Source organism: Maribacter sp. HTCC2170, from assembly GCF_000153165.2.
In the GTDB taxonomy this organism is placed as follows: domain Bacteria; phylum Bacteroidota; class Bacteroidia; order Flavobacteriales; family Flavobacteriaceae; genus Maribacter_A.
Window position 1 is genome coordinate 1,039,727 of the sequence record NC_014472.1, and the last position, 15,248, is coordinate 1,054,974.

General features: G+C 36.8%; 12 protein-coding genes. 4 read left to right on the forward strand and 8 right to left on the reverse strand.

Annotated elements, in window-relative coordinates; translation table 11 throughout:
* Positions 1–68 precede the first annotated feature (68 nt).
* The 3 genes from FB2170_RS04730 to FB2170_RS04740 are packed head-to-tail and all read left to right on the forward strand — an operon-like array spanning position 69 to position 5,909.
* A complete protein-coding gene (locus FB2170_RS04730; protein WP_041633043.1) occupies positions 69–3,158 on the forward strand; it encodes a membrane protein in 3,090 nt (1,029 codons plus the stop codon).
* A gap of 25 nt (positions 3,159–3,183) precedes the next feature.
* On the forward strand, positions 3,184–4,383 hold the full coding sequence (locus FB2170_RS04735) for a hypothetical protein (protein ID WP_148232060.1): 1,200 nt from the start codon (positions 3,184–3,186) through the stop codon (positions 4,381–4,383).
* 2 nt (positions 4,384–4,385) lie between these two features.
* Positions 4,386–5,909: a cellulase family glycosylhydrolase gene (locus FB2170_RS04740; protein WP_316927699.1), complete on the forward strand. Its 1,524-nt coding sequence runs from the start codon at positions 4,386–4,388 to the stop codon at positions 5,907–5,909.
* A gap of 59 nt (positions 5,910–5,968) precedes the next feature.
* Here the strand turns inward: FB2170_RS04740 and FB2170_RS04745 are convergent, their stop codons facing one another.
* Both FB2170_RS04745 and FB2170_RS04750 read right to left on the reverse strand, forming a co-directional pair.
* Positions 5,969–7,198, reverse strand: coding sequence for a glycosyltransferase (locus FB2170_RS04745; protein WP_013305381.1), 1,230 nt, complete (start codon positions 7,196–7,198; stop codon positions 5,969–5,971).
* Positions 7,199–7,397: 199 nt separating this feature from the next.
* Positions 7,398–8,633 (reverse strand): sugar isomerase, encoded by a 1,236-nt coding sequence (locus tag FB2170_RS04750; RefSeq protein WP_041632679.1) that lies wholly within the window; start codon positions 8,631–8,633, stop codon positions 7,398–7,400.
* A gap of 298 nt (positions 8,634–8,931) precedes the next feature.
* On the opposite strand from FB2170_RS04750, the gene FB2170_RS04755 reads away from it, so the two are divergent.
* Complete coding sequence (locus tag FB2170_RS04755; RefSeq protein WP_237701158.1) at positions 8,932–10,929, forward strand: tetratricopeptide repeat protein; 1,998 nt, start codon at positions 8,932–8,934, stop codon at positions 10,927–10,929.
* 141 nt (positions 10,930–11,070) lie between these two features.
* Here the strand turns inward: FB2170_RS04755 and FB2170_RS04760 are convergent, their stop codons facing one another.
* From FB2170_RS04760 to FB2170_RS04785, 6 genes are all read right to left on the reverse strand, one after another.
* A complete protein-coding gene (locus FB2170_RS04760) occupies positions 11,071–11,412 on the reverse strand; it encodes a GNAT family N-acetyltransferase (RefSeq protein ID WP_013305385.1) in 342 nt (113 codons plus the stop codon).
* A 130-nt stretch (positions 11,413–11,542) separates the two neighbouring features.
* Positions 11,543–12,250 (reverse strand): LytR/AlgR family response regulator transcription factor, encoded by a 708-nt coding sequence (locus FB2170_RS04765; RefSeq protein WP_013305386.1) that lies wholly within the window; start codon positions 12,248–12,250, stop codon positions 11,543–11,545.
* Between the two features lies 1 nt (position 12,251).
* Entirely contained in the window at positions 12,252–12,572 is a 321-nt protein-coding gene (locus tag FB2170_RS04770) for a hypothetical protein (RefSeq protein WP_013305387.1), read from the reverse strand.
* Between the two features lies 1 nt (position 12,573).
* Positions 12,574–14,166 (reverse strand): PAS domain S-box protein, encoded by a 1,593-nt coding sequence (locus FB2170_RS04775; protein WP_013305388.1) that lies wholly within the window; start codon positions 14,164–14,166, stop codon positions 12,574–12,576.
* Positions 14,159–14,701 carry a heme NO-binding domain-containing protein gene (locus FB2170_RS04780; RefSeq protein ID WP_013305389.1) on the reverse strand — a complete coding sequence of 181 codons (543 nt, stop codon included), beginning with the start codon at positions 14,699–14,701 and terminating at the stop codon, positions 14,159–14,161. The genes FB2170_RS04775 and FB2170_RS04780 overlap by 8 nt, the downstream gene beginning before the upstream one ends.
* A 77-nt stretch (positions 14,702–14,778) precedes the next feature.
* Complete coding sequence (locus tag FB2170_RS04785) at positions 14,779–15,180, reverse strand: response regulator (protein WP_013305390.1); 402 nt, start codon at positions 15,178–15,180, stop codon at positions 14,779–14,781.
* Positions 15,181–15,248 lie beyond the last annotated feature (68 nt).

Sequence of the window (15,248 nt, forward strand, 5' to 3'; positions counted from 1 at the left end):
TGATTGAATATGAAGGAATGTTACAATATATCTATCTTTATATTGTTATATTTTCCTACTTAATAACCATGATGCAGCGAACAAACATCTTGCTTATTTTAGCGCTCTTCATAGGGGTGGCATTTCATGGCTCTAGCATTTTTTTTACACTAGAGAGCACTTATGACGCACTGATCCATTTGTTCTTTGCCGACCATTATGCCCAAAGTTGGTTTGAACCATGGGATTATCGTTGGTATACCGGTTTTACGGTGCAAGCCTATCCCCCGCTCGTTCATCAAACCATTGCTGTTTTATCCTATATAGGTGGATTGAAATTTGGTCTGTTTTCGGTAGCCTTGATAGGTATTATTCTTTTTATTACAGGGGCTTATCGCTTTGGGTTATTGATGACCGGAAACCGAAAAGTGGCCGGATATACAGCTCTACTCGCAGTATTTTCTTCAACGTTTATTGAGACATTGCATATTTTCGGGCAGTTACCCAGTATTGTAGGGCTTTCAGTACTTTTACATGCTTTACCTGAAATTTATTCATGGATCAAAACTGGTAAATCAAGGTATTTAGCAACCAGCCTATCACTCATTGCCGTAACGGTAACCTCACATCATGTGACGCCTATTTTTGGTATGGTTTTCTTTATTTTTCCCTTGCTTGGTATGGTTGTAATGGATGCTGCCAGAGACCAAGTTGCAAATAATAAGGCCATCACATTTAAAGTATTTTTAGTTCAGTTTAAAAAACTGTTTTGGCGTATTGTGGGTTTTGGTTTCTCTTCGTTGGTACTGATTGTAGTTTGTATTTTACCTTACTGGATAAACTCCAAGAAAAACCCTATTACCCAAGTACCAATTCCGCATGGTTCCCGGGATAATTTTTTGGAAGTAACATCATCAGGATTAGTCTTCTTTTTAATTCCGTGGGGAGTTCTGTTATTCATCTTACCGTATATTTTCTATCGCTATTTCAGTAAAAGATATCTATTTTTTGGATTGTCTTTTGCCATGTTGACCCTATTAGGAACCGGAGGAACTACTCCAATTCCGATTAAATTGTTGGGGGAAACCGCTTTTAACATCCTAACCTTGGACCGCTTTACCCTTTGGGCCACAATTATGGCCCTACCAATTTTTGGGGAATTTATGTATCGAATGACCGAAGGCGATTTAAAGGTATATATACAACAACGCTTTGGTCCTGTATACCACCGTATTATTGGTGGTAGTATTGCTGGAGGCATACTAGTAATGGTCATTTTTACCATGAGCCTAAACTATTTTAGGCCATCCCAACCTCAGAATATAAAAATGCTCCCCATTGTAAATTTCTTAAGTCAGGATGATCACGACAAATGGCGATATCTTCCTTTAGGTTTTGGCGACCAAATGGCTTGGCTTTCCGCACAGACCAATGCTATGACCGTAGATGGAAACTATCATTCGGCACGCCGTCTTCCAGAACTTACAACAAGAGCGATTGAGCGTTTAGAGAATTCCAAGTTTAGGGGCGTTGAGGGCATTGGTTCATTGCAACAATTTTTGACCGTACCGGAAAAATATAATTTGAAATATATATTTTCCAATGACAAGTTCTATGACCCCATTCTATACTTCTGTGGATGGCAACGCCTTCAGCAATTGGAAAATGGTATTATGGTTTGGGAAAAATTGAACGTACCTCCCATTCCAACAATCATATCAAAAGAAGATGTAGCTACATGGCTTAAAGTTATGTGGGGAATCATTCCACTGCTTACGGTTATCTTGGCCTTGATAATCAATATTCAATGGGTGTGGTATAGAATTTTGAAATCAAAACAGTTACCGGATGGGAAGTTTATGAACTATGCCTTACCGTATAAAAAATTTCCACGAAAATTAGTGACATTAAACCAATTTTGGGCTTTACTGATAATCTGTGTTTTGGGTTATGGGGCATATCATTTCTATATCAGCAATGCTACACAAATAGCTCCAAAAAATGTGTTGATGGCTTATTACGATGCACTTGATTTTAAGGAGTTTCAGCGGGCACATTCCTATCTTAATCCAGATGATGAGGTAGACCTTTCACAATATATGCTGGAAGTTTCGGTTACTGATGGTATTTTAAGCTCTTACGCCAAGCTAGATTCTATAGGAATTGAACTTATGGATGAAACTGCAACCAGTGCCAGGGCAAAGGTATCTACCCAATGGATTACTCCTTTAGAAAAAGTGAACAAACACTTCTATCACACCTTAGTAAAAAAGGACGGCAAATGGTATCTTGAGCCTTCTAAATTTGATAATGACCTACCTCCCGACCAATTATTATCAGCAAACGGAAGTACGTTCTATAATCATGGGAGGCGCAGAATCACCACACAGCAAACACACCACGAGGATGTTTTGAAACAACCCGTTTTAGAGGTACTCAAAGCAAAATTGGTTAAGTATCAAGGCCGTTATAGCATTGTTGGCGAATTACAGAATATTGATAATATTCCAGCAGATGTGGTCATTAAGGCCACCTTATATAACGATACCAATAAAGAATTGGCGAATTACAATGCAAAATTTCAAATGAAACACAAACTAATGCCTAAAGAAACCACGGCATTTCGGATAGATTTTGAAGGTATTGCATGGTCATCGACAAAAGATACCCTACCCCCCACTTTTAATCCAGACGAGTTTACGCCAGTGACTTTAGAGGAACAGCCTACCAAATTCAATTTACAATGTGCCGGTAATACGGCAATAACGGATTTATACAAACAAATTGCTTTACAGGATTTAGAGCTTACAGAAGCTAGTATTAAAGGAACGCTTTTCAATTCTGGTATTCAAGAGGTAACCATACCACAACTCTTACTATCCTACTACAATGAAGAAAAAGAATTGCTTTGGGTAGATCATCACTTTTTGCAGGAAGGTGTTCGCATTCAACGTAAGCAGTTTTTTGATTATAAACCTTTGGATTTGAGTAACCTTCAAATTATCAGTAGCAGTTTGGAAAATTGTTTCGTAAACGGATTACCCAATACATCGATTTCAGAGATTATTTTCCCAAATAGGGTACATTCACACGCATTGGAACAATTGCAACCTTTTGAAGGAAAAGGTTATAGGTTTTTAAAGTTTGAAGTTAACGGTTATATTGGCAATCCAAGATAGTTTGAAATATTGTACCTACATAGTCTTGATTTTAACTTTCCTTATCGGGTGCAGGGAAAGTGCTACCTATGTTGCGACTGAAAAATATTCTTTTGAAATACTGCCTTTAAATACTGAAGTTGTTGCTGGTGACGCCATTGAGATTCGATTTAAAACAAGCGCTTCAGCCAATTTATTTTTAATAATTACCAATCCTTTTGGTAATATCTTGGTAAAGCCAACATTGGAAGAGGAAATAGCAACGTTTTCATTTCCAAAGGAAATTACCCAAAAATCAGGTTTATGTCAATGGACCCTGGTGTATAATCAGGAAATACAGGAAAAAGGAGCAATTTCAATTTACCCAAATCCCAAAAAAGGGACTACAATAGAATCTTATTTAGGGCCTAGAAGTATATCAGCCGGCAGTAATGATTTTTCAATGTTTGTCGTTTCTCCTACAGATGTTTATGATAATCCTTTGGCTGATAGTACAGAAATTGTCAACTCAATTCAATTTGAAAATAGTATTAAAAAAACATCGGTACAACTAAAAAACCTAATAGGTTGGAAAAACATCCAAAGCGCAGAAAATTCAGGTAGAATTTTGGTGACTGCTTCATGTAACAAGGCCAAAAGCAAAGAATTGACAACAATCGTTTACCCTGCCAATGCCATTGATTTTGGAATTGCGTATACCCGCAATCATCAATTTGCCGATGGCAATCAAATAATTAGTTTTTCTACGAATGTGATAAAAGACAAATTCAGAAATATAATAAGTGATGGGACATTAGTAACCTTCGCTGTTACTAACAGAGATGGAATGCTTCTTCAAACCACAGGAACTACCATAAATGGAGTGGCCAAAGCCAATTTATTACATCCTACAAAAGAAGAAGATTGGGAGGTCACGGCCTATATTAACGGAGCAGCTAAAAGTGACACCATTAAAGTGAATTTCGAATCTGCCATTAAAAATTATGACCTTTCTTTTTCACAAGACGGAAGGATAGTAAAAGTTGACGCCATAGTAAGTTTTATGGGGCAATGGGTTCCGGATGGTATTCCCATTACAATGGAAATAAAGGATGAACAAGGTATTTTAATTGATACCAAGCGTACTACTTCCAAGTTTGGAAAAGGTGAATTTACCTTGGCTGTTGATTTTTATCCCAACGGGAAATATCAATTGCATATTAGAGCAGCAGGAATCCTGAAATCAAAAAACGTGATACTCCAATGAAAATGAACCGTACCATATATCGCGTGCTTTTGATATTGTCATTCCTGGCGTTAAATGGGTTGATCTTGTTTGGGCTAAGCTCCGTTTGGTCATATTTAAATACTGGAGCCGACCGTTCCAAAATGCTACATTTACCACAAGAACTTTCAGCCAACTACCTGCCAAAAATTGAATGGGAACCCTTAGAAAACGATGGTAGGCCCATGGAAAAACAGACCTTGGATGAAATAGAGCGCGACTACTTAAAAGCATGGCAAATACGAAATATCGCTTTAGAAAACAATAGCGAATATGGTGTGGCTGATTATTATACGGATAGTGCACGGGTAAAATTGTTTAGTATCCTAGATCTTAATAGAACCAAAAATACTACTGTGAAAAGTGCTACTCTAAGGCACCGTCCGAAACTGGAATTCTATAGTACAGATGGTAAGATTATTGTCCTTACCGATACTAATGTAGAACGCTATGAAGAAATCTATTTAAATGATAATTTGATTCTTAAACAGAAAAGTACCTCATCTTATCAGATCATGCTCCTTCTGGAAGATGGATTTTGGAGGATACGCCATTTTGTAGAAATACCATCTTCAAAAACAAAAACAATACCCCAAAAAAAGAATACCTCCTTTGATGTTTCCATTTCTAAAATTAGAGGTATTAACTACTATCCAAAAAAAACTCCATGGAATATGTTCGGGAAGCAGTTTCAAGATAGTATTATCGACAGGGATTTTTCGAAAATCAAAACCTTGGGGTTAAATACCGTTAGAATTTTTGTCCCCTACGACGCTTTTGGCAAGGCAGAAGTTGATTTTGAAAAATTGGAACAACTAAAACGCACTTTAGACCTCGCAACAAGAAATGACTTAAAGGTTATGGTCACCCTATTTGATTTTTACGGGGATTATGGCATACAAGATTGGACAATTTCGCATAGACATGCTGAACAAATTGTTACCGAACTAAAGAACCATAAGGCTTTATTGGCTTGGGACATAAAAAATGAACCAGATCTGGATTTTAAATCTAGAGGAAAAGAAAAGGTTCTGGCTTGGTTAGAGCAAATGATTTCCAGCGTAAACGAATGGGATAAATTACATCCTGTTACAATCGGATGGTCTAGCCCAGAGGTAGCATTCAACCTATCCCAAGAAGTAGATTTTGTTTCTTTTCATTACTATAGGGATGCCCCCAGTTTCCCAAAGGCTTACGAAGAATTAAAAAACAAGGTTCCTAGTAAGAATCTGGTGTTGCAAGAATTCGGTTACTCCTCTTATGATGGTATTTGGAATGCATTTCTAGGCTCCCAAGAAAATCAAGCAAAATATCATACGGAAATACAGAAAACCCTAGAAGAAAATAATATACCTTTTCTATTCTGGACCTTATACGACTTTGAAGAAATACCAAGTTCTGTAGTAGGTAAGTTACCTTGGCGTAAGGCAAGACAAAAACATTTCGGTATTTTTGATTTTGATGGAAAACAAAAAACTGTTTACCCTGTCATTATCACACGACATTAAAAAAGAAAAGGGAACAGTTAACCAATCTGCTCCCCTCTCTACCTAACCTAACCTAAAATTTATTGTAGCATCTCTTTTTCCAATTCGGGGATATCCAAAGTAAAGCCAGTTGATTTTGATTGTTGAATCGCCTTGAAAAAATCAATGTACATTTGGGTTATACTAGACATTGGAAGCGAACAAGCCGCTTTGTAATTCGCCTTTCCCAAATCAATTCTATACGCATCCTGGGTTAAAATACGCTCTATGGCATCTGCCAAAGAAGCTGCACTTTCAGGATTAAAAAACTCTCCCTTGTAACCTTCTTCTTTTACCAATATACTTAGGTCACCCAAATCTGGCAGGGCAACCGCCTTACCATAACTACCAGCCTGGTGCAATACTCCAGAACTTCCTGTAGTTGATGTATAAGGAAAAACGACCACAGCACTCTCTCCAAAGATTACCGGCACGTCATCTTCAGCCACATAGCCAGTAAAACGTAACCTCTCCACGTGGTCGTATTTTTCCTTAACTCCGTCTAAATAACCTGGTGTATTAGGGCTATCTGTCCCTGCAATCACAATTTCAATGTCTTCTTTTGTTCGTTTGCGAATCAATTCTACAGCCTCAATTAATATCTCCACTTTTTTATAGGTTCCGAACTTCCCAAAAGCCATAACCTGTTTTGGGCCTTCCTGTAAACAATAATCCGGTTCTGATGGAATTTCAAACGAGCCATGGGGTACCAAAGCAACATTTCGGGCTTTATATTTCTTTTCAAGAATAGTTCTGTATTTACTTATGGTCACTGCCAATACGTCCGAGGCTAGAACAAATCGTGTTAGGGTCGACCCTATTAAGTTGTATGCCCGTTGCAATATTTTGTTTTTGGTAATTCCGGCATTTTCCAAGTCTACCTGTTCCAGGATATTATGTAATAAGGATATCGTTGGAATACCTCTGAATTTGCATATTAGAGGAAGTACCAGTCCTAAAGCAGCGGGTATCTTTTTGTCCCCAAACTTTAAGAACTGTAAATTGAACAGTACTGCATCAGGTTTGGTTTCAGAAATAACACCATTGATTTTAAAAATATTGGTGTAATCATTGAAACTCCAACATTCCTTTACAGTTATTTTACATCCTTCCTCTTCAAATGAAAGGTCTTTTTCCTCTTTGGTCCTATCGGTTATCAAAATAATTTCAGTTACTTCTTCCTGAAGTCTAAAATGCTTCACCAAGTGATATCCGTACTCGGTCAAGGTTACTTTACTGGGCGGGTATGCCGTTACAATTGCTAATCTCATAAGGTTAAGTTTTAAACTGTTATAGGTTAATATTCTGATACAAATATCCTTTGAAAAACCCTATTTTATCTATGATCTATGTTGGATGGAGCATTAGTGTAGACGAATGGAAAAAGTATTTCGACAAAGCAAAAACCCCGAAAATCCTAGGTCAGATCTTTGGGGTTCTTGAATAAGTGAATAAGAGTATATCCAGTCGTTATTTCATCTGTTTTTGGGCGAAATAAAGTAGTTGAGCAATTAACAAAGCGATCATGGTTATTATCTGTACTTGCACTACCATTGCCAAACTACCATGAAAAAACACAATTAATGCGACTTGCAACAGCCCAAGAGTTCCTGACAATACCACTGGTAAATAATGGTCCAAGGACAAAAAGTAGTAGGCAAAGATATTTGAAATTGCAAAAAGAGATGTCGCCAAAGCGTATTGCCATAGCAAATGGGCCATTGCAATGTATGCCTCTCCAAACATTAGCTTTATGATCAACTCCGGAAATAAATAGCATGAGGTTACAATCATAAGGGACAATAAACCAATATATCCCACATACTTAAAAAGTATTGGTGAAGTAGCTTCACCATCTTTCTGTTTTTGTACAACTATGGGCAACAGCAACATAACAAACATCCAAGCTATAAAGTATACCACACGACCAATCAAGGCCAATGAGGCATAAAGCCCAGCATCCAAAGAGTCAAAATAATGTTTCACCAAAAGTACATCGCTATTGTTGATAATAATTTGTGTCAATTCATAAGAAGCGGTCAATACAATGAAATTGGAAACACTTCTCTTATTCTTTATGTTCAGCATCTTAGGTTTAAAGATTGAGACGCCTTGAAAATTGGATGGAATCAGACCAAAAACAAACGACAATGCTATACCCAATGCAACCAAAAAGGCTGGTTCCATAGGTACGAACAAAAGCAACCCAAAAGTAATCAACAGCCTACTCCACATTTCTGTTTGATAGGTGGTTGATAGTTTTGCAAATTCCAGCCTTCCTTGATATTTACCTCGGTTGACAGACATAAAAAAGTAAAGGGGAATGGCTGCCCCAAAAGCAATGAACATCCATGGGGATTCTGTATTGAATATTTCTTGAAGACTTGAAGAAAAGTATATGAGTATAATACCGACCAAAAAACCGAATAAACCGGCATAACGGTACATTAAACTTTGGAAAGCTTCCCATTGTCCCTCTGAAAAGAGCACAGCGAATTTTGCTGTGGCCAACTGAAATGTCATTCCCAAAAAAGATAAAACCAACAACAAGGTTACCAACAGCGCAGCATCTGCAAAAGCTTCAGGCCCTAACAATCTTCCTAAAATCAAGTTGTACAGGTAGTTGCCCGCATTTACCAGAAGCACACTACCCATAAACAGCTGTTCCGGAGAAATTCTCTTTAATGTTATTCTAAAAGTAGTCATGGTTAAAAATATTTTAGGTTAAGGTTTATTCTATTTACACTTCAAATATCCTTCAAACCTGCATTTTAAAATTGTGTTTTCAGGTGGATGGAAGTTTACTGTAGACGAATGGCGTTAATCGCACTTCCGAGACAGAAAGACCTGCTTTACCTTTACTTAAGCTTAACCATACTAATAAATACATGATAACATCGTTATGTATTTGTAGTATTAATCTTACTAAATAATGACACCTAACCGTTTTTACTACTTATTGTTATTTTTTCTTTGCTTCTTCGCCACTTGGGCCCAAAACCCTATGGAAAAAGGGTTTCAACTTTTGGAATCCGGACAATTCGCAGATGCTGAACTATTTTTTGAATCCTATTTGGGCAATGACCCCAAGAACAAGACCGCTCAAATCTGCTATGGGAGAGCCGTGGGATTGAACGGAAAACCCAAAAAGGCGACCACTCTTTTTGCCGAGCTATTGAAAGTGTATCCCAATGATTTTGAAATACAGATCAATTATAACGAGTCTTTCCTATGGAATAAAGAATATGAAACCGCAAAACCACTATATGCGGATTTAGTGACTAAATACCCCAAGAATTTTGGAGCAGTTTTAGGCTATGCCAATACTTTGAGCAACCTTATGGAATATAAGGAAGCACTAAAATGGGTTCAAAAAGCATTGGAAATACAACCAGAAAGCAAAAGCGCCAAGGTCTCCAGGAAATATATGAGATTGGGGTATGCCAACCAATATGTAAATCAACAATTGTATGGTCAAGGGAAACAATTTTTGGAAGAAATATTTTTAGATTTCCCAGAGGATAAAGACGCCTTGTTGAATCTAGCCAATTTATACTTGATCACCAAAGAAGTAGATAGTGCCAAAACAACCTACTCAAGATATGCAACTAGCCCAAAAGACTCTATAACAGCGCTTATTGGAATTTCTTTAGCTGAACATATTGATGAAAAGGACAAAAAAGCACTCGAAGTAGCAACAATTGCAAAAAACCAAGTCATACAGTTTAAGAACACCGAACTCACCGAACGCGCCTATGATCGCTATGTCCAGGCCCTAATTTGGAACCGAAAGTTCAAGATTGCAAAGCAACAGATCGACAGTTTGGAGAAAACGAACTCTAATCGTAAATGGATACTTGCCCTAAAGGCCACTTTAGGATTGTACACTGGAGATGCAAAAATGAGCATCAAAAATTATGACGCTATTTTAATCCAAGACCGTACTTCATTTGATGGTAACCTAGGCATGGCCAATGCACTATTCGCTGCGGACCAAATAGATGATGCATATACCGCAGCATTCGAAACATTGAAAATCTATAAGAACCAAAAAGATGTCTTGGGATTTATTGAAAAGTTAAATACACAACACACACCATCAATTGAAGAACAAGTAGCTTATACTTTTGACAATGGTAACAACGTTGCCTTTTATACCAATACACGTACAACAATCCCTTTTTCCACAAAATTTAAGACCTCATTTTCATATTTGTACCGTACCACAGAAAACACCATTACCAAGAACAAAGCAAATTCACATGTATTTTTGGCTGGGTTGGAATACAAATTATTTCCAAAAACCAACCTAAAGACGGTATTAGGATTCAACAACTCCAGATTTATGATGGAAGCCTATACCCAACCGGTACTTGATGTCAAGTTACAAATGAAGCCTTTTAAGCTTCAAGATTTGAACTTTGGCTATCAGCGCGAAGTACAAAACTTTAATGCCGATTTAATCGAACGTGAAATTGTTATGAATCATTATAGTCTGGATTACAACTTGGGCACAAATATTAATTTGGGTTGGTACACGCAATTGATGCACACCCAACAGACTGATTCTAATACACGAAATCTTCTATTTACTTCTTTATACTATAACCTACTGCCGAAACCAGCATTAAAAGCGGGTATCAATTTTCAATACATAAGCTTTAAAGAACAGTTGCCTACCATTTACTTTAGTCCGGAACACTATAAAGTGGTTGAAGTTTTTATGGACATACGCGGGAATTTTACAGAAAAAACAAATTTCATCACCAGTGTAGCAACGGGCCTTCAGCAAGTAGAACAAGGTCCTCAAACCACAATTTTTAGAGGGGAAGCAAGTTTACAACATCAATTTCTGAAGCGATTAAGCGGAAGTATTTATGGGAAGTATAGTAATATTGCTTCAGCCACTGCCGCAGGATTCGAGTTTACCGAACTTGGAATAAAATTAAGATGGTTGCTGACCAAGAAACCATTGTTCGATTCAAAACTTGGAAAAAAATGATTTTGACTAAGCTTAATTATATCTTTAAATCTCCCCTGCAATCGCGTAATAATCTATTTTGAGTATTTAAAAAATACGCAAACCTACCCGTTTTAAATCTTTAGTCCGGATTACTTATAGGTATTGTTGTACGCAGTTTTTTTAGTTACACAATCGGTAATATGGAATTTGAAGAACATCTTCAAATCCTAGTTTTTGAGCCAATTTATACGAACCTATATTTTCCAATCGACAAGCCCAAATGGGCTCATAGCTATTCTCTAAACAGTAGTCAATAAGTTTACTACAAGTATACCTTGCAAGTCCTTTTCCGCGAAACTTTGGTACGGTTTCCATACCAAGTTCCAAAAATTGATCCAATATGCACGATGCGTAAGCTGTACACGCTAATTCATTCTCATAATAAGTGCTGAAGCCAATCGCATTCTCAAGAAAATCATTGGTATTGTTCCAAAAGTTTAATGGAATAACTGTGCCTTGCATATTCTCAAATTCTTTTTTACCCGTTCGAGTTTTAGCTCAAAAGTATATATTCTTTAGGGTATCAAAGCTTTTGTTTGGGCAGATGGTTCTTTCCTGTAGACCGGCAGTTTATTTGTATCGCGGAAACAGATTACAAAAGATTCAATCTTCGCATAAGTTCTGGTCTATTGGAGCGGCTAATGGGGATTACATTTTTCTCAATCAACACACTATTATCCTCAATATCAATAATTTTTGTAAAATTGATGATGTATGAACGGTGAATCTGCAGGAAAGTTTTGTCTGGTAATTTCTCCTTGATTTTCTTTAGGGTAGTGTGAACGTGGTACAGTTCTTTTTCTGTCTTGATATCTATATAATCACCCTTTGCCTCAATACATAGTATTTCATTGAATTTAAGCTTTATCAGGCGTCTGTCTATGTTAATGTAAAGATCTTCACCGGTTGAAGAGCCACCCGCTGTCTCCAAAGTCTGCGTCCTCTTTGCCATGGCTTTTCTTATTTTTTGCATCGAAATTTCAAAACGTTCCAAGGTTATGGGTTTCACCAAATAATCAACAATAGACTCATATTGATAGGCTTCAATGGCAAAATTTGTATCGGAAGTGGTCAATACTATTCTCGGGGATTCTTTTAGCGTCTGCACAAAATCCACTCCACTAAAACCTGGCATGTGAATATCAAGAAAAACAATATCTATTATATGTTGATTTAGAAATTTCATGGCATCAATGGCATTATCGAATTCTTCGATAACATCCAACTCCGGAACTTTGGAACATAATTGCTTTACGATAGCCCTAGCGGCAGTTTCGTCATCTACGATAATACAGTTCATGTTAAATGGTTTTTAGGTAGGTTTCTATTGTTTCCAGTATCTTTCTGAAGTCCATATCCATTTCAGTGTTTCCCTCACGCAATCGCTCTTCATAGGTGACGGCAAACTTATAGGCACCTTCCATACTCAATATATTGAATTTGTGTTTTAGCTTATGTACAATTTCAGAGGCCGCCCTAGGTAGCTCTTGCTCAATATAACCTACATATGTATCTTTTTCAACAGGAAATTCTTCCTTAACAATGGCAATGAACCTATTCTCAAAGTCGATATCATCGCCAGCCAGTTCTTTTATGTAATTTAAGTTCGGTTGTTCTTTCATTCTATTTTTTTATGGTAAAATAAAATGTGGTTCCTTCTCCTACACTACTTTCCAGCCAAATTCGGCCTTCATATAAGTCAATGATTTTTTTTACGATGGAAAGGCCAATACCCGTCGAACGTCCACCACTACCAATTGATTGAAATATTTTGAAAATCTTTTCATGATACTCTTTTGGTATACCTACCCCGTTGTCCTTTATGCTAAACTGCCAATGGTCATCGTATTCTTTGGAACTTATCTGCACGAGTCCATCTTCTCTTTCGATATTGACCACCGCGTTTGCCATTAGATTTTGAAATAATTGATGAATTTTTGTTTTATCGGCATTGATAACTGGCAAGGTGTTCATAATTACTACATCAACATTTTCCGGTATAAAAATAATTTCCCGTATTTCATTAATGACCGTGTTAATATCAACAGGTATATTTTCCAAGCTATCCTGATCTATGCTGGAGTATTTTAATATTCCATCAATAAGTTTATCCATTCCTGCTATTTTCTCCTGAATCTGCTGTAGATTGAAGACTCCATTTTCATCCAACACTTCTTCATAATCTTCAGACAACCAGGTCGCCAAAGCACTTATACTTCTTAAAGGTGACTTTAAATCATGGGAAACAATATGCGCATATTCCTGTAAACCTTGATTACTGGCCTCTAACTCTTTCATCAAACGTTCTTTCTGCAGCTCTAGGTTTCGTTGCTCGGTAATATCCTCTATCATTGCCACTTGATATTCTACTTCCCCATCGTCATCTTTAACGGCATTCACCGAAGTTTTTGCAAGCAATCGGGTACCGTCTTTTCGTACGTAACCCTTTATAATTGAGAAATTGTCAAGTTCACCCGAATTCATCAACTCCATCAACCTAATGGATTTCTCATTCTCCTCAGGAGTAGAAATGTCCTTTACACTTATATTTTTAAGTTCAGCCTCAGAATATCCTAAAAGATCTGTAAAGGTTTTATTGGCTTTTATTACTTTGCCGTCTACGGTTAGCACAACACTCAATGGCGAGTTTTCAATAATTATATTGAGCTGTCTTTTTTGTTCGGCAAGTAAATGGTTAATCTCCATTTCATGGGTTACGTCTCTTATGATTCCCTGCGCAGCAATTGGCTTTCGTTCTTTATTATATATTAAACTACTATTTATCTGCACATATTTTTCGGAACCGTCCTTAACTATAATTTTGGCCTTGTAATTCTTTAGAATACCAACCTCCAACAATGATTTAAAGGAGGTGGTCGTATATTGTAAGTAATCCTTGTGCACCAAATTGGCCAAGTTTATATGTTCTTTCGTATGATCATAGCCCAAAAAATCTTTGGCCGAAATGTTCATATTAATTACGTTGAACTTTAGATCCATTACAACATACGGATCTATAATATTTATAAAAACCCCATCCAGCTCCGAAGTTTTCTCGCTCAACAGGTTCTCCAATTTACTATTGGTTAATTTAAGGTGATGCGTAACATCATAAAGCTCCTTGGATTTATTTTCCAAAATCTTCTCTGCCTGTATTCGCGCCTTCTTTTGTCTGTCTAGTGCCTTTTTAAGAAGTATGACTTCCTTGCTATCCATTCTGGGTGATATCAAATTTAACTTCTGTACCGTCTTCCTTAATCAATTCATAGGTAATATTGGCACTCCCATTAAAATGCTCAAAGGCTTTCTCCATTAACCCATGGGCCAATCTATATAATCCCCGAGAAGATGAATAGATCATTGAGATTGAAGTATTGGTCTTATCCAAAATTTTGAAAGTGGGTAATTCAGCATCTGGATATAGCTTTTTTACATGCACATGAATATGATCTTCAATAGAATACAAAAGGTCTAAAGGTGAATCATAGCTCTTTATTACCTCAGGATGAGCCTTTCCTAAACTAGTAAAAAGATAAAGTCCGAAGGTGTAGATTAAATCATCAACTGGTATATTCACCTCTCCACTAAGCCCAGTAATTAAACTAACCATTTCATTGAAATCGTACGTTCCCACAGATGTATAAATACCATTAGATTGTAAATTTCCTTTTTCTATGATGTTATCGACGGTCTCCAAACCAAACTTGGTCTCAACCATCTCCAAGAACTCCGTAAATACAATTCCTTTCATATGTTATAAGATTATGAATTAAAAGTAAGAAAAGTAATACGCAACTTGCAAAGTTTGTTGTGAAATGCACTTTTTTGTTAGGCTTTCACCAGTTCGTTGATGTCCCAATAGGCTAAGACCTTTTGTAATTTGGACTCATAATCTTCATATTTAAGTGGCTTGATGACATAACCTGCTATCCCGATTCTATAGCATTCCAATAAATCGGTTCTGTTTTCCGATGTAGTTAGGATAATGGTTGGAAGGTATTTTAGCCTGTCATCTTCCTTAAGAATTCGAAGAAATTCTATACCACTCATTCTTGGCATATTCAAATCCAACAAAATAAAGTCAGGCAATTCGGCATCTGATTTCAAAATCCCCAAGGCCTCCTCGCCATTTTTTGCTTCAATTATATTATGTTTTAATTGCAATTTTGAAACCGTTCTTTGAAGCTTCATCGTTTCAATATTATCATCTTCAATAAATAGAATGTTCATAGGAGTGAGTATCTGGTTAACTTCAAATATTACAAATTCCTAGTCAATTTAAGGATAAGGTTAGATGA